This window comes from Paenibacillus sp. FSL P2-0121, assembly GCF_037975345.1.
In the GTDB taxonomy this organism is placed as follows: Bacteria; Bacillota; Bacilli; order Paenibacillales; family Paenibacillaceae; genus Paenibacillus_AQ; species Paenibacillus_AQ odorifer.
The window spans coordinates 2,982,993-3,002,531 of sequence record NZ_CP150245.1 but is presented as its reverse complement, the minus strand read 5'-3'; the positions used below and the strand labels follow the sequence as shown (position 1 = coordinate 3,002,531).

Below are 19,539 nucleotides of genomic sequence, written 5' to 3'. Positions count from 1 at the left end.
GTAATCTAACGTGCAAATCCGAATTCACAGAGAATGTTTCACTCTATGAATCCGGACCTTCTAGAAATTGAATTTCATAAGCTTGAAATCTTAGCTGCGTTCAGCCAATGTTTTCGCTTGTTTTACTGCTTCGTTCCATTCTTTGGTCGGATCTGCTTTTTTCTCCAACACATTTTTCAATGCGTTTTTGAAGAAAGTATCGGTTTGGTCATGAAGCGGTCCGTAGTATACAGGTTTTACCCGGTTTGCTGCTTTACCGAATTCTACAGCGGTTTGTTGTCCACCGAAGAAATCATCTTTGAAGTCTACGAATGCAGGATCTTCATACAGGGCAGGAATAGAAGGCATAAGTCCTTTTGTTTTGAAAGATTCCAGTTGGTTTTCCTTGTTATCCATCCATGCGATAAAGTCATAAGCTTCTTTCGAGTGTTTGCCTTCTTTTGGCAGCGTCAGGAACGAGCCACCCCAGTTACCAGCACCTTCAGGGAGCTGAGCAATTTTCCATTTGCCAGAGGAGTCTGGAGCATTACTCTTAACATTTCCTGCCATCCAAGCCGGTCCCATAACTACTGCAAATGAACCGTCGTTCATGCCTTGACCCCATTCAGGAGACCAGAGCATAACATTGCTGATCCAGCCTTCTTGAATACCTTTAACCGTGAAATCATAAGCTTTTTTGACTTGCGGATTGGTATCTCCGATAAAGCTGCCATCAGCTTTGCTGAAATAGATTTCATCAGCAGATTGATCACGCAAAGCATTAAAGGTAAGATCCGTAAGGTCTACAAATGGTTTGCCTGTTTTCTCTTTGAAAGCTTTGGCAACAGCTGCGAACTTATCCCAAGTATCAATAGCAGCGCCGAATCCTTCTGAATCACTTGGCAGTCCAGCTTCTTCAGCCAAATCTGTGCGGTAATATACAACCGTTGGACCGATATCTGTTGGAAGACCTAGCTGGAAGCTGCCATCTACGGAAGAAGCTTGTTTCCATTTCCAATCCAGATAGTTGGCTTGAATATCTTTGGCACCCAGATCATTCAGGTTATAGAACTTGTCCTGAGCGTTGATGAAACGTTCCATGAAACCGATTTCAAGTTGGAAAATATCAGGCGCACCCGATCCAGCCGACAAAGCAGTGGTCAAATTATTATGGTGAGCGGTTTGGTCACCGGTATTTTGCACTTTGATCGTAATGTTTGGATGTTCCTTAGTGTACTCCTTCGCTAAATCCTCGTAGTTCACGTTGCCCAGTGTCCAGAAAGAAAGTTCGATTTTCTCAGCCGGTTCTGTTCCCTCATCCTTAGTAGGTTCACTTGTGCTTGCTGCGTTGTTACCTGCATTTTTGTTTGATGTGTTGTTGTTCTCGGCGTTGTTGCCTCCGCATGCTGCCAGTGAACCTACGAGCATGATAGCGACTAACGATAGCGCCAAGTGTTTTACTTTATTCATTCCCCTGTACCCCTTTCAAAGGTTTCTCTTACAAGAATTAGTGTACAGGGTTTAAATTCTTTTTTTGAGGAGGTAAACTTCCGATTTATGGTGGAAATAATTACGAAACCATTCATATCTATGTTATGTCTAAGGAGGGAGTATAAAATTTCGTCCAAATATGTTCCTCACAGAATACGTGTACTTCATCTTAAATTGGATTTCTTGTGCTTCCGCAGGTATACTATTTTTATTTCTTACTTCATTACATGATCAAAGGAGTTATTACCCATGCCCATTAACCGCCCGCTGCTAAGCGACAGCGATTTCCAAGAAGCCGTTGACCGCAAATTACCTGTTCGTGTATTTCAGGACGATCATTTAGTAAATTCAGGAGCAACCGTTGTCCGCTTCACTGATTTCGATGTTGTTATTCAATCTAGAGTTAGTGATCTGACTTACTACTCACGCAAGAGCTGCGAATTTTTTGAGGTCAGACCCTAAAGAAAGCCGGAATGCAATGATCTCTAGGATCATCACGTTCCGGCTTTCTTTAACAGACATAGGGTATAGCTTTCATCTTTAATTTTTGTTGTAGGTGCTGTACGCTTTCATTTTCTCATTCAGAACTTCCTGGAAACTCATTCTCTTCTTGTCTGCTTTTCCTTGCTTGGGATTGACCACGGGCTGAGGTCTAAAAAACTGATGATTGTAAGCCATAAGATTATGTACGATCACATTCATTGGATTTCAACCTCCTTCCGTGATGTTCCTGAAATTTGCATTTCTGCTTGGTTACTTACGGCTTATTTACCCAGCTTCTCCAAAGTTTAAACAGTTTTATCAGATTCATATTAAAAAATGAAAAAGTGCAGCTTTTAGAATATGCTAAATACATCTTTGTAAATCACGTATGTCTTTCCACGAAATAAGTTTAATCTCCTTATTAATAATCAATTCCTTAATTTCAATATCATTTAGAAGACGATATTCCAATTCTCTTTCTGTATAACATTTCGTTATTGCTATTAATTGATCTGTTATTTTAGATGGATGTATAGTTAACTGTGTTATTCCAGGTTTTAAATTCTTTAACAATTCAGTTAATCTCATTTTCATTTTGCTATATTCCGCAGCAGGGTAAAAACAGTAAGGAAGAGAAATTATATCATCGATTAATAAAATCCCCCTTTCTTTTGCTGAAGAAATTCTTTTTTGAAACAATCTCAACTGATCATTATTAAAAAAGGGTTGTTCTAATATCCTAATAGGTAAATTAAAGGGCAGGCGGTACTTTTCACACAAATCAAATATTATTTCTATAAAATCTCGCCCAGTGTATAACCCCATGATACTCCCCCCATGACTATCCAGATGAGTTGGATCAATGTCTTGTACGATTGCACTTTGGATTTGCGATTCTAACTCTAATCTAATCTCGTCATCAGCAGCGTTTCTTTCCAGAAGAGTGGCATCTTGATGAAAATACCCTTCCCCCGTAATTAAGCTACTCAAGATTTTTTCTTTGAATACTGGTTGATACGGATATTTCTCGCCACTCGTTAGCGTTAGATGAATTCCAATATTCTTTATTCCTTTCCAATTAATTATCTTTATAGCGTCATTTGAGTCTGGGCAAGGCATCATAATAGATGTGGATGTTATAGCTTGTCCTTCAAATAAGTTAACAATAGCTTCATTAGTTCCTTTAGTTATTCCGAAATCGTCGGCATTAATTATTAACAGACGGTCGTCAGCCGCAAAGCCTAATTTTCGAATCATAAGCCTTCCCCCTATTACTAAATGATTTTACAAAAAGAAAAAAAATAAGAACGTAGACACCGTGAAGTGTTTGCGTCCTTATTTTGAATAGCGTGCTAAACCAATTATTCGCACCTTAGAGCAGTGGAAACCTTGAATCTAGCGCTGAGACGGGAACCTTGCTTTCCCCTTCTCATCATTATTATGATCCACTCGCCCTCTCATCAGTTCAAGCAGATATTCGGGTTCTGAGTTCATATGCAGCATTTGAAGTGCAGTTTTTGGTGCAAAACCTTCAGCCACACTATGTGAGATCAGGGCTTGCAGTGGATTAAAATAACCTCGAACATTCAGCAGCCCTATAGGCTTCTGATGAATACCAATCTGCATCCAGCACAGAATTTCAAATAGCTCATCGAAGGTTCCAAGACCTCCCGGCAAAGCAATAAAAGCATCCGCCATACCGCTCATTACCGCCTTACGTTCATGCATACTAGAGACCTCAATCAGATTCGTCAATCCGGAGTGTCTGATTTCATCTTGAAAAAGATCCACTGGCATAATTCCTACAGCTTCGCCGCCATTCGCAAGTACTCCGTCCGCAACCTGTCCCATAAGGCCATTCCGCGAACCTCCATAGACCAACCTACAGCCTTGTGCCGCTATATGATAACCTAATTCCCTAGCCATTTCCGTATATTCAGAGTTAAGACCTGGATTCGATCCGGCAAACACACATATTGTAAAAGCCATTCCTATCACTCCAGACTGGTTATTATGGTGAAATTGAGATTAATTCACTTATTGTACCTCAGAATATTAATATATGTGTTAAATGAAAGTCATCTTTTTGTTTGTAATGTTAATTGGTACAGCGTACTATTCCACTCCGCAGATAGACCTGTAGCTTTGGCCAAAGCCGCTGCTGGCACTAGAGAAGTATAGCTTACTTTAATGGATTCTGCTGATGGTAATGAAATTTTCTTCCCAGCTTTCGTCAACGTCAGTTCCCCCTCCAAAGACAGGGTATATCCCAGACTTTCTGCTACATCCCTAATCGGTACTTTTACACTTCCATCCATAAAAATAGCAGACTGTGCGGAATCCATTTTTTGACCATCTACAATTACAGTAACAGGCTTTAAAATAGGAGATATAGCAAAAGGACGTGAATCAACCGCGCTAATTCCGAGTTGACCAAACCTATTTGTTCCCCAAGCCACAGCTGTTCCATCCTTCAGGACTGCATACTTACTATTCTCACCCATGGCAAAAGAAACAGGATCACTCAATCCTTTTATTAACTTAGGCTGCGTAAAAACTAAACGGTTGTCGGTTGTTGGTTGGGTACTCCAAGTCCACACGGTGCCATCTTTTTTAACAGCTGCAAAGTTGTCTAAATCCAGCGTAAGTTTTGAGATCGTTTTTACGGCTGTAATCTTTTGCAGACCTTGTAGTGAGGTACCAGCTTTCCATACCCAGTATTCTCCTTTTTTATTGCCAACAAGATTGAACCCGTTTTTCGTCTGGACAGATACAATATCCGTAAGACCTGGCATCTTGCTCATCGTGACTTCGTTATAATTATCGCTGTCAATTGTTCCCCAGACGCTCCCGCTCTCGGTTAAAGCCAGTATACTGCGATCGCTCATAGAGACGGACTTTACATGGTATAAATCCTTAACTGGGGTCGGTTTCTTCATCACATTCGTGTTCTCTGTTTGCGGGATAGCACTCCAAATCCACAGCGTACCGTTAGTTCGAATGGCGGCATGATAAATACTGCTTCCGATCCACTTCACTTCGCTCAAACCCTGTACCTTAGTGGCAGCAGGCAGCTCTGTATAGCCCACATCTGAAGCTTCTGGAGGATTCCACTGTAGTAGACTTCCATCGTTTCTCAAAGCTAATGCACTATGCAATCCTGACGATATACTAACCACATCACTCATTCCTGAGATCCCTTGAGGAAGCAGAACCTTGTGTTGTTTAGCACTTGCCCCATTGCCAGCTTCTGCTACACTCTTATCCCGATAATCTCCCCAAGCCTTAACCGTACCGTCTTCGTTCAGCGCTACATAGTACGCTTCGCCGATCGCCAGCTGTTTCGTATGTTCAAGCCCAGCTATTCTATGGGGAGTAATCGTCCAACCCTCAGGCCCGGCAGTTCCATTAGCAAATTGACCAAAAACATTACTCCCCCAGGACCAAACATTTCCGTCAGTTCCCACCGCAAAAGAGCTTCCACCCCAAAAACCAGGCGAAGCAACAATCTCCTTAATCCCACCCAACTTCCCAGGTGATGGAGCTGCACTTATAACTTGAGGGACAGACAATGCAGTCACCAGACTTGAACAAACCAACAAACTAAACAGCCTTAGCTTCCTTGAAAATAAGTGCATCTTGATTTTCCCTTCTTATGATATTATTGTAATTATTATTTCTATTACACTAAGACGCTATAAAGCTGACAAAAGTTGTAGTTTATCTTAAATCCCGGGATTCAGATTGGTTTGAATTATGATATAATTACGCTGCCTTAGATCTACTCTTATTCAACCGCAATACCGGAACCAAATGATCATGGAGGGAAATCATGCTTAAATTTATAGGTATTATGATGCTTTTCAGATTAGTGGGCAACCCTTTTCTGGCTTTATTCATCCTGCTTGTTATCTTATATTTCTTAGATCGGCGATACGTGGGAATTTTCCCTAGTATTACAAAGCCCTTCAAACGGGTGCGGCAAATCTCCAAGCTGCGCACAACAGTATCATTGAATCCAAATGATGTTTCTGCTAAATTTGATTTAGCCCGGAATCTGTCAGAACGTAAAAAATACAAGGAAGCCAAGGATATCCTGCTACAGATCGAAGACCGTTACGAACAATCTGCCGAATATTGGGTGGAGCTGGGTCATGTGAATCTTAAGCTGGGCGCTTTGGAAGAAGGCGAAGATCAGATGCTTCGAGGTCTAGAAATCAACCGAAAAGCCCAATATGGTCAGCCATATCTTCGGTTAGCGGAAACCTTTCGCCATACAAATCACGATAAAGCGTTGCATTACGTTACTCAATTTCAAGAGATTCAATCTTCCTCTAGTGAAGCCTATTATTTAGCCGGCTCCATGTACAAAGCACTGGGCAGAACTGAGGATGCTAAACGTGCTTTCGACGAATCCACCGCCATTTACCGTTCGCTACCCAAATATAAAAAACGGCAAGAACGCGGCTGGGCGTTACGTAGCTTTTTTGCCAAAATGAAATAAACTTTGTACTTATATTTTCACAAAAAAACCTCTAGCCGCCTATTTAGGCAAACACTAGAGGTTTTTTGCTGTGTAGAGTGATTACATGTTTACATCTTGTTTAGTGGGTTCTCCACTTTGTTTGACCGCAAATGGCCACCAGTTCCCACGGCCGAAGATCCGCACCATAACAGGAACAAAAAACGGCAAGAAGATTAGTGCATACAAGGCCAACCCTACAAGCACCACTGTTGCAATCTGCATCATCGACAATACCCCTGAAGGGTACATCGATGCGAAGGTGCCGCCCAAAATAACTACCGCCGAAAGAATGACTGTTCCCATATTGCGCATAGCATGCAGGATCGCTTCCCGTACATCCCATGTTTTATATTCGTTAAAGCGGGCCATTAAGAAAATACTATAATCTACACCAAGTGCAATCAGCATAACAAAGCTGAAGAATGGCGTTGTCCAGGTAATCCCTTCAAAGTGCAGAAGGTGAACAAATATAGCCTCTGTAACACCCAATGCTGAAAAATAAGTAATCAAAAGAGAAATAATAAGGTAAATCGGCATTACGATTGAACGAAGCAGCAACACCAAGATAATGAAGATCCCACCCAGCATCAAGATTACTGTACGTGTGTAGTCTTCGTTGGAAATATTACGCAAATCGTTCTGGCTGCTTGTAACCCCGCTGATTGCAGACTCTGCATTTTCCAGCTTCGTACCTTTCACTGCACGATCTACTGCTGCTTGAATATCATCAACACTGTCAATAGCTTCTGAACTATATGGATTCTCAGTGAATACTACATCCAGCGTCATTACCTTACGGTCGTCAGACAAGTAGGTATTAAATACCTGCTCTATGCCTTCAGCTTCAAGAGCCTCAGCCGGCACAAAGAATCCACTCAGCTCATCATCCTTAGCCGCTTGAATCTGATTCAAATAATCTTGTGCAGAGCCCAGCCCACTGGTAATTTGTTCCAATCCGTTTGCACTGTCGCTTAATCCAGTAGTTAAGGCTCCTATCTGCCCTGTTAATTGACCAAAACCATCCGCAAGCTGCTGCTGTCCGCCTTGCAATTGATCTAGGCCGCTAGTAATGGATGGAATTTTATCTACGATCTGTCCTTGGCCTGCTGCGGCCTGCTCCAGCCCAGATTGCAGCTGACCGATGCCCGCAACAAGCTTAGCTAAACCTTGTGCGAGTGCAGTTTGCCCAGCCGAAGCTTTGGCATAGCCAGCATTCGCCTCATTTAAGCCTGCTGCTGCTCCTTTAAGCTGCTCTGAGATCTGCCCAAGACCCGCTGCCAGCTGAGCTGCCCCAGTACCACTCTGCGTTACGGTGCCTTTAATGGTCAGATAATTAACATCCTGCAGAATTTCCGGATAACTGCTCTCAAGACCCGTAAAAGAACCATCCAGTCCCTTCAACGCTTCTGCCACACCTTGCAGCTGCTGCGGAAGCTGCCCAAGCCCTTGATCCAGCGCAGTTAAACCGCTGCCGATTTTTTTATATCCCTCCAGCAGCTTCGTATTGGCATCCGCAAGCTGCTTGGCACTAGCAGCTGCCTGTTGAAGTCCTGCTTTGATCTCTCCCGCACCAGCTGAGCCGCTTTTTATTCCGCTCTCAATACGTGCCAGCCCATCGCCTAACGCGACGATTCCATCTTTCAGTTCTGCTGTGCCTTCCGTCAGCTTAGCGCTGCCTTGAGCAGCTTCTGTAAGCTTAGGTGCATTTTCACTCAGCTGTTTACTAGCTTCAGACAATCCCGTTTGAATCTTGGTCAGTCCCTCACTGGTCTGATCCAGACCGTCAGATAAAGTCCCCACCTGATTCGGGATTAAGAAATCACTGATCAGCTCTCCGGTTGGACGAGACATGCTGCGCACTGATTTTACGCTGTCCACTTTTTCCAGCTCGCGGCTGATTTTTTCTGCAAGTCCAAGATATTCTGAAGTATCCATCCGGTCATCATTTTTGATTACGATCTTGCCAGGCATGGATTCACCCGGCCCGAAGCTATCCGAAATGATGTTAAATCCTTTTACCGAGGCATATTCCGAGCCAATTTCCTCCAAGCTGTTGAAGGACAGCTTTCCGCTATAGGTAACAAGGAACGGAGCTACGATTACTGCAACAATTAGCAGCGCGGCCCATGGTCTTTTTAAGGAAAAAGAACCTGCTGCTCCCCAAATACGGCTCTCACTGTGCTCCAGCTTGCCGCGTGAAGGCCAGAAGAGCTTTTTGCCAAGTACCGCCATGAAGAATGGAACAATGGTTACAAGCGCCAGCAGCATAACCGCAATCCCCACGGCAACGGCTACCGCCGAGCGATACAGAATGAATTTGGATAATCCAATCGCTACAAAACCTACGAATACCGCAAGTCCGGAATAGAACACCGTTCCCCCAGCCTTACGGTAGGTTGCAATAATAGCACTTTTGGTATCTTCTGCTGTCATCATTTCTTCTTTAAAACGACTGATTAACAGGATACAATAATCCGTACCAATCCCGAACATGACCGCAACCATAAAGATTTGAGTAAATGTAGATAATGGAAAATCATAACGGTCCACTAAAAAAGCCACAACGGACTGAGAAACAATATAGCTGAGTCCTACCGTCAGTAGCGGAACAAACGGTGCCACGAACGAACGGAATACCACGAACAGGATAAGTAAAATAAAGACTACCGTAATATATTCCGATTTCTTAAGCCCGGCTTCCGAGCTAGCAATCATATCCTCAGTAATCAAACCCTCACTGGTTAAATAATGATCCGCCTTAACATCTGTGAGTAATTCATCCACTTTATCAGGAAGTGCGGTGACAGACTCTCCTCCGCCTTTGATAGACAACGCCACCATTATCGTCTTGCCATCCTTGGCAATCAACGTTTCCTTAAGCTCACTTTGTGAAAAAGGATCGGTGATGGAATCGATCTGCAGCGTCTCCTTATTCGCAGCCAACTTCTCAACACCCTGCTGGATACTAGCTGTTTCATCGGCTCCGATTCCCTCTGGATTATTGAATACAAGAGCTACCTGATGCAGTGTCTCTCCGCCCTTGTCATTCGCCGCTTCCTTTAAGATCTCTGCTGCTCTAGATGAGGAATAGCCATCAGGTACAGTAACCTGCCCCTTCTCACGTACAAGATCAGAGAACGATGGGGCCGTCATGACCAAAACTACGGCCACAGCGAGCCAGATTGCGATAACCGCCCATCTTGCTTTTAGAATCGTCTTCATGGATTCTTCCCTCCATCATCATTCTGAATTAAATTCGCCAGCTTCTCGAACATCATGACGAACATTTCAATATCCTTCTCTTCAAAATGAAACAAATACGGGGAAATCACTTCATGTACCTGCGTCTCCGCTGCTTCAAAAACTTTTTTTCCGTGCTCAGACATCGACAAATACACCTGGCGGCGATCATTCTCGTCACGAGTTCGCTCGATTATACCCGCTTGCACCAATCTGTTAATGATTGCAGTAATGGAGCTTTTACCCACGCAAAAAGATTCAGCAAGATATGTAGACGTACATTGTTCCTGAGCATTAATCAACCGAAGAATTTGATACTGATCATTCGTTGTCTCCGCAGCAATACTATCTTTAATTCTTGCTGCTACTTGTCTTGTCACAATCAAATAAGCATCCATGTAGCGATTGATCCAATGTTGCACTTCGTTATCCAAAGCTTCCTACCTCCAAAATATAGTTCAACTATCGAACAGTTTCATTGTCAAACTATAATACCTGCTTTTATAAAAGTCAATTGGCTTTTTTTCGGGCATTTAAAGGCAAAACGCAAAAAAAACAGGCCGAGATTCTTCTCGACCTGCCATTTTATGACCTTCAAAGACTTTTTAGTCCTCATCCTCGGTCTCTTCAACTTCGTATACACATCTTAACATTTCAATTCCGGCTTCATTCTCTCCTAAGCTGTACACCATGAACCCTAGACTGCGATAAAAATCTGCGGCGATTTCATCCTCAGTCTCAGCTACCAGATAACGCGGCTGACAAGTAGCGAGCAGCTCCAGAATCATTCCCCGTGCATAACCTTTCCCTCTATTCTCTGGCAAGACGGCAATATGCCGAATGTCCAAAGAACCGTCTTCGGTTTCTTCGAAACCTACAAGACCAAGCAGGAGTTCTTCTTCTTCCCAGCCATATAACTGCAGCCCGGCTTGTTCGCTGTACTCAGACGATGTCTGCTCCAACGCGTTGGGGTCATCAATGACCGCATACGTCAACAGCTCGTTCACCTCAGGCGAACCAATAAGGGATTTAAGATCTACCAACATTGTTCACATTCCTCCTTCTCTGTTGCTTCTGTACCCGATTCGAAACATACAGTAACCTGTCCATATCCCTAACATGTTTAACAATAGATCATCAATATCAAAGCTTCCGACATGCAGCAGCATTTGCAGAGACTCCAAAAGCAGGATGCAAGGAACAGCATATAAAGAGATTCTTTTCCAAGAAATTGGCCGTGTCTTTGCAAGTGGAATTAGTATACCAAATGGAATAAACACAACAACATTTCCAAGCAGATTCACAAACCGGCTGATCAGCGATAACCCGTTATTCATGTCGAAATAAAGTGACACCGTACGTAATGGAATCAAATTGTACTGAAGCGGGCCACCTGTATGGATCTCACGCCCAAAACCGATGAACATCCAATAGATAACAGTAGCACTATACAGAGTCAGCCCTATCCGTGTCAATGCTCTCAGCTTCCGTAAACTGCTAGATTCTCCAGATCTACGAATGATCAATTGCCCGGTTTAGCTTCTATAATTTCAATACTTCCATCTTTTTTACCCACAATAGCCATTGCTGCAATTCCAATAAATAAGCCGTGTTCCACAACTCCCGGAATACTTTGGATGGTCAGTGCCAGCTTCGGTGCGGACTCAATGACTTCGAACCGGCAGTCTGCGATGTAATTGCCGTTATCTGTCTTGTACAGCTCTTCTCCGCTACGACGCAATTCAGGATTGCAACCCAGCTTGGCAAGTTTAGCCACAGTCCATTCCCATGCAAAAGGAACAATTTCCACAGGCAGCGGGAATTTGCCAAGTGTGTTTACCACTTTACTCTCATCAGCAATAACGATCATACGAGTACTGTTACTCGCAACAATCTTCTCCCGAAGCAGCGCGCCACCGCCACCTTTAATAAGCTGTAGACTACTATCCAGCTCGTCCGCTCCGTCAATGGTCAGGTCCAGACTATCAATATCTCCAAAAGCTACGATTGGAATCCCAAGTTCACGCGCCTGTTCTTCGGAAGCACGGGAGGTTGCTACAGCGGTAATCTTTAGACCTTCACTGACGCGCTCACCAAGCTTGTTGATCGCCCAATAGGCAGTAGATCCAGTACCAAGGCCGATCTTCATGCCATCTTTTACAAATTCCACTGCTTTTTCCGCGGCTAATTGTTTAACATTGATACTCATTTTATTACCCCCATGTTATCCGTTATAATGATCTATGATGATGTTGAAATCACCTATTGTTCAGGAGGATTCCGGATGAGAACCGAAAACCAAATTCAATCTAAAATCAACGAATTGACACTGCAGCGCAGATCTCTGGAATCAAGATTAGCTTCATTAACAGAGAAAAGCCCACAGCAAGATAACCTACAAACTCAGCTCACTAGAGTTGAAGATATGATCATGATGCTGGAATGGGTGCTTAATGCACCCGTAGGGAGATATCATGCCTAAGTGCTGACTGGCATCCATTATTTTACCAATCAATGTGCCGGTAGCTGTGTTTAACATAAAACGCGATTGCTTCCGGCTGTTTGATTTTTTTTATATCCAAATTTGTATTATGCTTTGCGCAGAGCAAAAAATCAATATCTTTCACCCTACTCTATGTATATTGTAAATTCACTGCATCCTCTAGATTGAGAATCATCTCTTTTTCTGTGTGATTAGCCGTCCTGTGTAAGTAGGCTTTATGCTCAGAATACGCATTCAAAGGCATTGGCCTACTAATCTTCTCAAGCATATTACGCTCGACATCAGCCAGTAAGTAATCCCCTTTTCCCGCTGCAACTCTGCACAAAATAATCAAAGCTACAGGCTTGTTCACAACAACCGCTCCATTCGACCGCGCAAATACAGTGTATTGAAATAACGGAATGGCCTCAGGTTCTTCAACACCAGCTGCACTAGATTGGTCAAAGATAGAATACATAAGGGAAGGATCACCTGATGAAGTACCGAGTTTCTTCTGATTAGACACCAACTTGCTGTTTTGGTAGGTAAGGAATCCCGCTGCTGCCAGCACAAGCACAAGTAAAATAACCAATATCGCATACATCATCCCATCCCCACCTCCCACTCCAAAATAACAATTCCGGTTATATATTATCATGGAGGGAGGCCTAAGCCAATCTTATATTATCTGAAATTCAGCGCATACAGGTAATACTGATTCTATAAAGTTATTTTGAAATATTCAAAATAACAGTTGAAACTTTGATTTGCATGTCTCATAATGTAAATATGAATGTTGCTTGTCAATCCATATGGAAATCAAGGGAGGAAATTTAAAATGAAGTTTTTCTTGGATACCGGAAACATTGAAGAAATCAAACGTATTACTCGCCTAGGACTAGTGGATGGCGTAACGACTAACCCTTCGCTGATCGCTAAAGAAGGAAGATTGTTCAAGGATGTTATCAAAGAAATCGTTGCAATCGTTCCAGGACCTGTAAGCGCAGAAGTAATCGGACTTACAGCAGAAGAAATGCTTAAAGAAGCATACGAAATTGCTGAATGGGCTCCAAACGTTGTAATTAAACTCCCTATGACTGAAGATGGCTTGGAAGCTTGTTATGAGCTTACTAAAAAAGGCATCAAAACTAACGTTACACTAGTATTTTCCGCGGCTCAAGGTTTGATGGCTGCTAAAGCAGGCGCAACTTATATCTCTCCTTTCGTAGGTCGTCTGGATGATATCGGTGTTGACGGAATGAAGCTGATCAAGGATCTGAAGACTATCCTGACTAACTACAACTTGAAATCCGAGATCATTGCAGCAAGTATCCGCAACATTGCTCATGTTGAACAAGCAGCTATTGCTGGTGCACACATCGCTACAATCCCAGGTTCACTTCTGCCAACCCTCTGGAAGCACCCGCTGACAGATAACGGTATTGAACGTTTCTTGAAGGATTGGGAATCTGTTCCACAAGCCTAAGAATATCTTTTATTCTTTTATCTAGAGGGCTATCCCACAAGCTGCGGCAACGCAGCTTAGGGATAGCCCTTTTTTCCATCCAGAGACATTGAGGAGGTTTGGCGAATACGTTTCGGCCAGATTGGAGGAATTATCTTCTCTGTGTCTTTAACGCCTGGCTCCCCCTTTTCCCCCTTACTCGGAGTTACTGCAAACAAGGTCAGCAATCCACCAATTGCCCCTACTGTAGCCATCAACGCAAACAAGACCCAATGCCCGCTGCTTAGCAGCAACGATACCACCGGTGGCCCCAACGCTACCCCTATAAACCTCATACTACTATAAAGAGCGGTGATTGTGCCGCTGTTCTCCTTCTCAATCCCCTCCGTGATTAAAGCATCCATACAGGGAAGTACAATTCCGATTCCAACACAGCCTAAGCCCATAAACCCTACTAAAAAATAAATGCCTTTGTTGAATCCCGCACAAATCATCGCCGCAGTCAGTAACACCATGCCCCCAAAACCCAGCCATTTCATTAGCGTTTTATTCTGACCAATGATCTTTCCTGTTCCATAGGAGGACAGACATAAGAGGGCAAGCGGTATCGCCAACACAAACCCCTTCGTCGCCCCGTGCATCTTATATTTAGTTTCCAGCATTTCTGATAAATAGAATTGGACACCAAAGGTCACAAACATACAGATGCCGCCTATGACAAAAATAGCATACAACCAACGTCCCTTTTTGCGTAAAACGCTCACAATTCCAGATAAAAACGCCCGAAGTTCCTGTTTCTCAGGTTCATCCTTTGCTTCGGGCTTTCGGACCAGAAATAAGACTAACAAAAATGAAATTAGACATAAAATGGGAATTGCAATAAAAGGAGCAAACCAGAGCCATATCCCAAGATAGGCACCAAGAATTGGACTGAGTACTTTACCAAACGTATTGGAGGTCTCAATGATTCCCAGACTTTTGCTCACATCTTCTTCTTCCTTGAACAAATCGCCTACAAAGGGGATTACAATTGGAAAAGCACCCGCTGCACCAATTCCTTGCAACAGACGCCCCGCTAAGATCACCCAATAAGCGCTAACCCCCTTCATAAACCAAGCAGCCACCACGCAGACAGCACCGCCAATTGCGGCAATGATTAAACTCGGAAGAATAACCTTCTTTCGCCCAAAACGGTCTGACAGATAACCTGCAATAGGGATCATTACAATTGCCATCAATCCATACACGGTAATCAGCATACTGACTTGAAAAGCGCTAATGCCGAGTTCTTTGGAGATCTGCGGCAGAATAGGCAGCAGCATGGAGTTACCGAGGGTCATTATTAGTGGGATTGATGCTAAGGCAAGCAGATCCCATTTTCTTTCCTTCATGAACTGACCACCTTTGTCATTGTGTACAACATTCTTTATTGTGGTTTGTTCGCCCTTCTTTATTCATGAAAACAAAAAGACCGTCCCTCCGCTGCTTCGGAAAGGACGATCTTAAAATGAAGAAATCTATGGTTACAGCGACCCGGCGCTTAAAGATGCCACATTAGCGGACGGTATAAAATGGCTAGGTTCACCCAGACTAAAAATGTGCAGCAAGTGCATAGCCCGAGTGCACGCCGTATAAAACAATTTGCGTTCACTTTCTCTGCCATATTGTTCAGCCGAGCCATCATAGATGACGACCGCATCAAACTCCACGCCTTTTGCTAAATAAGCAGGCAGAACCAGTGTCCCCTTCTGAAAATTCGGTGTTTCCTTTGTAACAAGTCTCACCGGCAGGCTACGATTCAGTTCAGCATGAACCCTTGCGCTTTCCTCCGCTGTTTTGCAGATGACAGCCACATAATGATATCCCTCAGAATGCAGCTTGCGGATATCCTGTTCCACAGCATTCAGAAGCTCCTTCTCGCTGGATACCACACTTAGCTGGGGCTCTTCTCCCCGCCGATTAAATGGTACGATTCGTTCTCCTCCAGGGATCATTGACCGCGTAAACTCCACGATCTCATAAGTTGAACGGTAGCTTTGGGTTAACGAGATCACTTCTGTGTTCTCTTCACCATATATACTTACGAGACTAGACAAATCCCCCAGTACCTCACCTTGCGCATAAATGGCCTGGTTCAGGTCGCCTAATACGGTCATTTTTGCTCTTGGAAATAAACGGCGCATGAACTCTAATTGGAATGGAGAGTAGTCTTGTACTTCATCTACAATCACATGGCGGATCAGTGTGTTGGTCCGGAAACCTTGGCTTAACTCCTTCAGATAAAGGAATGGCGTAGCATCCTCATAAGCAAGCTCGTTCACTCCAATGGATTCCAATGTCTGCTCACAGATATCATCCCACACCTCTGGTAAAGGATAATCTCCATTGAGGCGCGCCATAAGCTCGCGATCTGTAAATAACGTGCTGTACAAGCCCTTAACGTCCACAAATCGACCCCGTTTAGTCCAACCACGCAGTGGTTTGAGCCGCTGGCTGACTACATAACGAGATAACACTTCTTTTTCCGTATCAAAATCATCAAAGCTATCCTGCGAAGCTTTCTTCTTCCGACGCAACATCTGATATGCACGGTGATAATCGCTGGAATCCAGCAGCTCGATCTGATCTTCGACCCACTTCGCATTTCTTTCCTCATGAGTAAAATCTGCAATCTTCTTAAGCAGCCAGCGGATCATCAAATCCACACGATTTGCAAGCTTTATGGCAGGATCGTACGCGTAGAACTGGCGTTCCATTTCTTCTTTACTGACCACTGCTTTCCCTTGAAACATTAAAGGCTTAAAAAGCATACCCTCCTGTTCCAACAACGTAGCATACCGCCGAATCACATCAAGGAAAGGGACGGACGATTTATAGGCAATGCCTTCTCTGCGTATAGCCACCTCAGGACCCTCAGGAGCATTAAGTAAACTTTCGGTCTGACTAAAGACATCTTCCAGCAGGAATTCATGTCCAAGACGATGTTCTAAATACATTTGGAACGTTGTTTGCTGCATATTTTCTTCGCCTAGCTCCGGGAGCACTGTAGATACATAGCTGTTAAACAGCGGATTCGGTGAAAACAGCAGCATTTGATCTGCTGATAATACTTCACGGTATTTATATAGAAGATAAGCTACCCGCTGCAATGCAGCAGAGGTTTTTCCGCTTCCCGCTGCTCCTTGCACAACTAGCATCCGGCTTTTGTCGTTGCGGATTATCGCATTTTGCTCTTTTTGAATTGTAGCAACAATACTTTTCATTCGATCGTCAGCGCTATGACTTAGCACCTGCTGCAGCAGCTCATCCCCGATCGTAACCCCAGTGTCAAACATAACTTCAATTACACCGTCAGCAATAACAAACTGGCGTTTAAGATTCATTGTTCCGGAGACTAATCCTCCAGGTGTTTCATAAGCTGCAGGACCTGGTGCCCCGTCATAATACAGACTGGAGATCGGCGCACGCCAGTCATAGATCAAAAAGGTGCCATCATCCTCCATCAAGGATCCAATCCCTAGATAAATCTTTTCCAGCCCGCCCGTTGGTTCCTCTGTGAAATCAATGCGGCCAAAGTAAGGAGAGACAACCAGCTTTTTATATTTTTTCAGTGCCTTGCTTGATTGCAAATGATGACGTTCCCGTTCATTGAGGATTTGGGACTGTTGGCGAAGACTTGTTGAGGTTTCTCCCAAATCATCCGGGCTACTGAAGTTTACGGTTACCTCTTCCCAGAAGTCTTTCCGCATATCCACTACATCACTGCGATGAAGTCCAAGCTCCTCTGATAAATTGCGAATATGGGCGGACAAAAGCTTGGTTACTCCGTCAACCCGTTCCTGTTCCTCTTTCCACTGACTTTCATTGTTATCCACTACATTTCATCCCCTTTTGGAAGGTTGACATTCCATTTGCATCATGATATGATAAATTTGCATATTTATGTTTTTAAATGCATACTTATTCGATATCTTATCATTTTAGCAATTTCAGTTTGAGATTTCAAGTATTCTCTTAAATAGATGATCCGGTCCCTGTGGAACCGGATTTTTTGCTGTTACAAAGCTTATATGTTGCTCTTCACAAGGTTATGTTTAGGCTTCATGCACAGATTCTTTATCCTCCGCTATACGATTCATCTGATCGGCCACTTTATCTAAGCGCTCCAATTGATATCCGTAATCATAAATTGCAGCAGCCACAACATATAAACGCAGCTGACCTATTTTCTCTGCATTATACCCCAAAATCGCAGTATTCAGGAATTCATCATTGTCTTCTCCCAAGGGTTCCGATTCATTGGCATTGGGCTTTAATTTGTCTTCAAACTTAAGTAAGATGTGCTGATGATATTTGATTAAATGTTCCAAATGATTATCAAATAGAGCATCTGTATGTTCGGTCCGATCCGCCTGGAAATAATGCCGATCTACGGCCTCGAGAACATCGTAACCTTTTTGCAAAGAAGCTAACAGGTTCTTATACACAACCATTTGTCTAGTCTGGCTATACTTGGCCCGTTTTAACTGCTTCTGCTCCTCCTCAAACAATGCATACTTATCAGCCAACGATTTTATGGATGAATGCAAAGCATTTTTTTCATCACGAAATACACTTTCCTTCATCTCATGAGAAACCGCTGTTCTTAGCAATAAAGAGAGGCTTGAAAAAACATTCTCAATTTGCTTAATGTATTGCTTACGAGGTTTTGGAGGAACGACAATAATATTGATTAGAAATGCAGAAACAATACCTGTCAAAGTTAATAAAAAACGATTAAGTGCGAATTGCCATTCACCCGAAGCCTCCATCACTGTTATTACAGTAACTAACGTAAGACTTATCGTATCCGCCCGGTTGATTTTCATACTGATCATAATGACTAGAATACAGACCAAACCGACTGCTATTGGGCTGTTGGATAACAGCATCCCTCCAAGTAAAGCCAGGACGGCCCCCATTGTACTAGTCGTGAGCTGGTCAAGAAAATAACGCCAAGAGCGATAAATAGAGGGCTGCATAGCGAAAATCGCCGCAATCCCTGCACCCACGGCAGAAGGAAATTGAAGCATTACAGCTAAATACAGGGCTAGCGTAACGGCCAAACCTGTTTTAAATATGCGAGCTCCTAAAGCCAAACCTATCCCTCCTAAAAATTAGCCCACGCTACAATATGAACATCAGCGAACCCTCGTACTTCTAATTACCCCAGCCTGGAGTTGATGAATTTTAAGAACATTTAAGCTCTCACTCATGTTTCTTTCAGCTTTCAGGGAATACTAATTCGAGTAGTGCCTATCACATAACATACGAGGTGAGTGAATGAATAACAATATCAAAAGATTAATGACTTTCACGACCGTTATTTTTCTCAGCCTGTCTCCAGCTCTTGCGCCAATCGGAAGTGCTTCTGCTGAGAAAGTAACCCTTACAGCCACCGCACCTGGTGCCCATCCTTCAGAGAAAGGTCACGGTCACCATCCAGGAAAAGACGGAAAGGTTAGGGCTGGTGGACATTTCATTATTTTTGAAACGGCTAAACTGCTGGAAATGGATCGTACAGAGCTAATCAATAGCCTGAAAGCAGGCAAAACGCTCCCGCAGCTTGCTCTTGAGAAAAAAGGCTGGACGGAAGATCAATATATTCAGAAGCTCTGCGAATCGGCAAACCAACGGCTGGATCAAGCCATCACCGAAGGACGTCTGACAAAAGACGAAGCCCAAAAGCTTAAAGCAGGACTTCCTGCGATGCTGAAGCAAAGAATAAGCAAAATGGGACAATTCCAGGATCGCAAAACATCTGAACAACATGTGACGACTCCTTAAACAATCCTCTTACACATAAAGACGGATATCTTCATGCGTTATGAAAGA

At 43.4% G+C, this 19,539-nt stretch carries 19 protein-coding genes; 5 read left to right on the top strand and 14 right to left on the bottom strand.

Annotation, left to right across the window (positions count from 1 at the left end; genetic code table 11):
- Positions 1–90 precede the first annotated feature (90 nt).
- Positions 91–1,449 carry an extracellular solute-binding protein gene (locus MKY54_RS13180; RefSeq protein WP_076218205.1) on the bottom strand — a complete coding sequence of 453 codons (1,359 nt, stop codon included), beginning with the start codon at positions 1,447–1,449 and terminating at the stop codon, positions 91–93.
- A 270-nt stretch (positions 1,450–1,719) separates the two neighbouring features.
- On the opposite strand from MKY54_RS13180, the gene MKY54_RS13175 reads away from it, so the two are divergent.
- Positions 1,720–1,932 (top strand): hypothetical protein, encoded by a 213-nt coding sequence (locus tag MKY54_RS13175; protein ID WP_076125931.1) that lies wholly within the window; start codon positions 1,720–1,722, stop codon positions 1,930–1,932.
- Between the two features lie 78 nt (positions 1,933–2,010).
- On the opposite strand, the gene MKY54_RS13170 is transcribed toward MKY54_RS13175, so the two are convergent.
- From MKY54_RS13170 to MKY54_RS13155, 4 genes are all read right to left on the bottom strand, one after another.
- Positions 2,011–2,172 (bottom strand): hypothetical protein, encoded by a 162-nt coding sequence (locus tag MKY54_RS13170; protein WP_172628809.1) that lies wholly within the window; start codon positions 2,170–2,172, stop codon positions 2,011–2,013.
- Between the two features lie 144 nt (positions 2,173–2,316).
- On the bottom strand, positions 2,317–3,210 hold the full coding sequence (locus tag MKY54_RS13165) for a polysaccharide deacetylase family protein (RefSeq protein WP_076304178.1): 894 nt from the start codon (positions 3,208–3,210) through the stop codon (positions 2,317–2,319).
- A 138-nt stretch (positions 3,211–3,348) separates the two neighbouring features.
- Positions 3,349–3,942, bottom strand: coding sequence for a TIGR00730 family Rossman fold protein (locus MKY54_RS13160; RefSeq protein ID WP_076125930.1), 594 nt, complete (start codon positions 3,940–3,942; stop codon positions 3,349–3,351).
- Positions 3,943–4,031: 89 nt separating this feature from the next.
- Positions 4,032–5,480, bottom strand: a complete 1,449-nt coding sequence (locus MKY54_RS13155; protein WP_339190697.1) for a hypothetical protein — start codon at positions 5,478–5,480, stop codon at positions 4,032–4,034.
- A 305-nt stretch (positions 5,481–5,785) separates the two neighbouring features.
- On the opposite strand from MKY54_RS13155, the gene MKY54_RS13150 reads away from it, so the two are divergent.
- A complete protein-coding gene (locus tag MKY54_RS13150; RefSeq protein WP_076218208.1) occupies positions 5,786–6,457 on the top strand; it encodes a tetratricopeptide repeat protein in 672 nt (223 codons plus the stop codon).
- Positions 6,458–6,538: 81 nt separating this feature from the next.
- On the opposite strand, the gene MKY54_RS13145 is transcribed toward MKY54_RS13150, so the two are convergent.
- The 5 genes from MKY54_RS13145 to rpiA all read right to left on the bottom strand — a co-directional run bounded on the left by MKY54_RS13145 (position 6,539) and on the right by rpiA (position 11,921).
- A complete protein-coding gene (locus tag MKY54_RS13145) occupies positions 6,539–9,700 on the bottom strand; it encodes an MMPL family transporter (RefSeq protein ID WP_076189900.1) in 3,162 nt (1,053 codons plus the stop codon).
- A complete protein-coding gene (locus tag MKY54_RS13140; protein WP_038570382.1) occupies positions 9,697–10,152 on the bottom strand; it encodes a MarR family transcriptional regulator in 456 nt (151 codons plus the stop codon). The genes MKY54_RS13145 and MKY54_RS13140 overlap by 4 nt, the downstream gene beginning before the upstream one ends.
- Before the next feature lie 171 nt (positions 10,153–10,323).
- Positions 10,324–10,764 carry a GNAT family N-acetyltransferase gene (locus MKY54_RS13135; RefSeq protein WP_076189899.1) on the bottom strand — a complete coding sequence of 147 codons (441 nt, stop codon included), beginning with the start codon at positions 10,762–10,764 and terminating at the stop codon, positions 10,324–10,326.
- A gap of 3 nt (positions 10,765–10,767) precedes the next feature.
- The gene (locus tag MKY54_RS13130) at positions 10,768–11,193 is read right to left on the bottom strand and encodes a VanZ family protein (RefSeq protein WP_139329837.1); all 426 of its coding nucleotides are present in this window, start codon (positions 11,191–11,193) and stop codon (positions 10,768–10,770) included.
- 47 nt (positions 11,194–11,240) lie between these two features.
- Positions 11,241–11,921 carry a ribose-5-phosphate isomerase RpiA gene (rpiA, locus tag MKY54_RS13125; protein ID WP_139329845.1) on the bottom strand — a complete coding sequence of 227 codons (681 nt, stop codon included), beginning with the start codon at positions 11,919–11,921 and terminating at the stop codon, positions 11,241–11,243.
- Between the two features lie 81 nt (positions 11,922–12,002).
- Between rpiA and MKY54_RS13120 the strand changes: the two genes are divergently transcribed.
- A complete protein-coding gene (locus MKY54_RS13120; protein ID WP_076189897.1) occupies positions 12,003–12,200 on the top strand; it encodes a hypothetical protein in 198 nt (65 codons plus the stop codon).
- A gap of 151 nt (positions 12,201–12,351) precedes the next feature.
- Here MKY54_RS13120 and MKY54_RS13115 read toward each other — a convergent pair whose 3' ends face one another.
- Positions 12,352–12,807 (bottom strand): hypothetical protein, encoded by a 456-nt coding sequence (locus MKY54_RS13115; RefSeq protein WP_076304174.1) that lies wholly within the window; start codon positions 12,805–12,807, stop codon positions 12,352–12,354.
- 231 nt (positions 12,808–13,038) lie between these two features.
- On the opposite strand from MKY54_RS13115, the gene fsa reads away from it, so the two are divergent.
- Entirely contained in the window at positions 13,039–13,686 is a 648-nt protein-coding gene (gene fsa / locus MKY54_RS13110) for a fructose-6-phosphate aldolase (protein WP_036686257.1), read from the top strand.
- Positions 13,687–13,742: 56 nt separating this feature from the next.
- Here fsa and MKY54_RS13105 read toward each other — a convergent pair whose 3' ends face one another.
- The 3 genes from MKY54_RS13105 to MKY54_RS13095 form a co-directional block, all read right to left on the bottom strand.
- A complete protein-coding gene (locus tag MKY54_RS13105) occupies positions 13,743–15,056 on the bottom strand; it encodes an MFS transporter (protein WP_081391838.1) in 1,314 nt (437 codons plus the stop codon).
- Positions 15,057–15,188: 132 nt separating this feature from the next.
- A complete protein-coding gene (helD, locus tag MKY54_RS13100) occupies positions 15,189–17,540 on the bottom strand; it encodes an RNA polymerase recycling motor HelD (RefSeq protein WP_076183442.1) in 2,352 nt (783 codons plus the stop codon).
- Between the two features lie 219 nt (positions 17,541–17,759).
- Positions 17,760–18,803 carry an aromatic acid exporter family protein gene (locus tag MKY54_RS13095; RefSeq protein WP_076125912.1) on the bottom strand — a complete coding sequence of 348 codons (1,044 nt, stop codon included), beginning with the start codon at positions 18,801–18,803 and terminating at the stop codon, positions 17,760–17,762.
- 184 nt (positions 18,804–18,987) lie between these two features.
- On the opposite strand from MKY54_RS13095, the gene MKY54_RS13090 reads away from it, so the two are divergent.
- Positions 18,988–19,491 (top strand): hypothetical protein, encoded by a 504-nt coding sequence (locus MKY54_RS13090; RefSeq protein WP_076189895.1) that lies wholly within the window; start codon positions 18,988–18,990, stop codon positions 19,489–19,491.
- Positions 19,492–19,539: the final 48 nt, after the last annotated feature.

Excerpts from the sequence above, each read along its gene's own strand:
- MKY54_RS13180 (WP_076218205.1), bottom strand. The coding sequence starts at position 1,449 with ATGAATAAAGTAAAACACTTGGCGCTATCGTTAGTCGCTATCATGCTC.
- MKY54_RS13175 (WP_076125931.1), top strand. The coding sequence starts at position 1,720 with ATGCCCATTAACCGCCCGCTGCTAAGCGACAGCGATTTCCAAGAAGCC.
- MKY54_RS13170 (WP_172628809.1), bottom strand. The coding sequence starts at position 2,172 with ATGAATGTGATCGTACATAATCTTATGGCTTACAATCATCAGTTTTTT.
- MKY54_RS13165 (WP_076304178.1), bottom strand. The coding sequence starts at position 3,210 with ATGATTCGAAAATTAGGCTTTGCGGCTGACGACCGTCTGTTAATAATT.
- MKY54_RS13160 (WP_076125930.1), bottom strand. The coding sequence starts at position 3,942 with ATGGCTTTTACAATATGTGTGTTTGCCGGATCGAATCCAGGTCTTAAC.
- MKY54_RS13150 (WP_076218208.1), top strand. The coding sequence starts at position 5,786 with ATGCTTAAATTTATAGGTATTATGATGCTTTTCAGATTAGTGGGCAAC.
- MKY54_RS13145 (WP_076189900.1), bottom strand. The coding sequence starts at position 9,700 with ATGAAGACGATTCTAAAAGCAAGATGGGCGGTTATCGCAATCTGGCTC.
- MKY54_RS13135 (WP_076189899.1), bottom strand. The coding sequence starts at position 10,764 with ATGTTGGTAGATCTTAAATCCCTTATTGGTTCGCCTGAGGTGAACGAG.
- MKY54_RS13120 (WP_076189897.1), top strand. The coding sequence starts at position 12,003 with ATGAGAACCGAAAACCAAATTCAATCTAAAATCAACGAATTGACACTG.
- MKY54_RS13115 (WP_076304174.1), bottom strand. The coding sequence starts at position 12,807 with ATGATGTATGCGATATTGGTTATTTTACTTGTGCTTGTGCTGGCAGCA.
- fsa (WP_036686257.1), top strand. The coding sequence starts at position 13,039 with ATGAAGTTTTTCTTGGATACCGGAAACATTGAAGAAATCAAACGTATT.
- MKY54_RS13105 (WP_081391838.1), bottom strand. The coding sequence starts at position 15,056 with ATGAAGGAAAGAAAATGGGATCTGCTTGCCTTAGCATCAATCCCACTA.
- MKY54_RS13090 (WP_076189895.1), top strand. The coding sequence starts at position 18,988 with ATGAATAACAATATCAAAAGATTAATGACTTTCACGACCGTTATTTTT.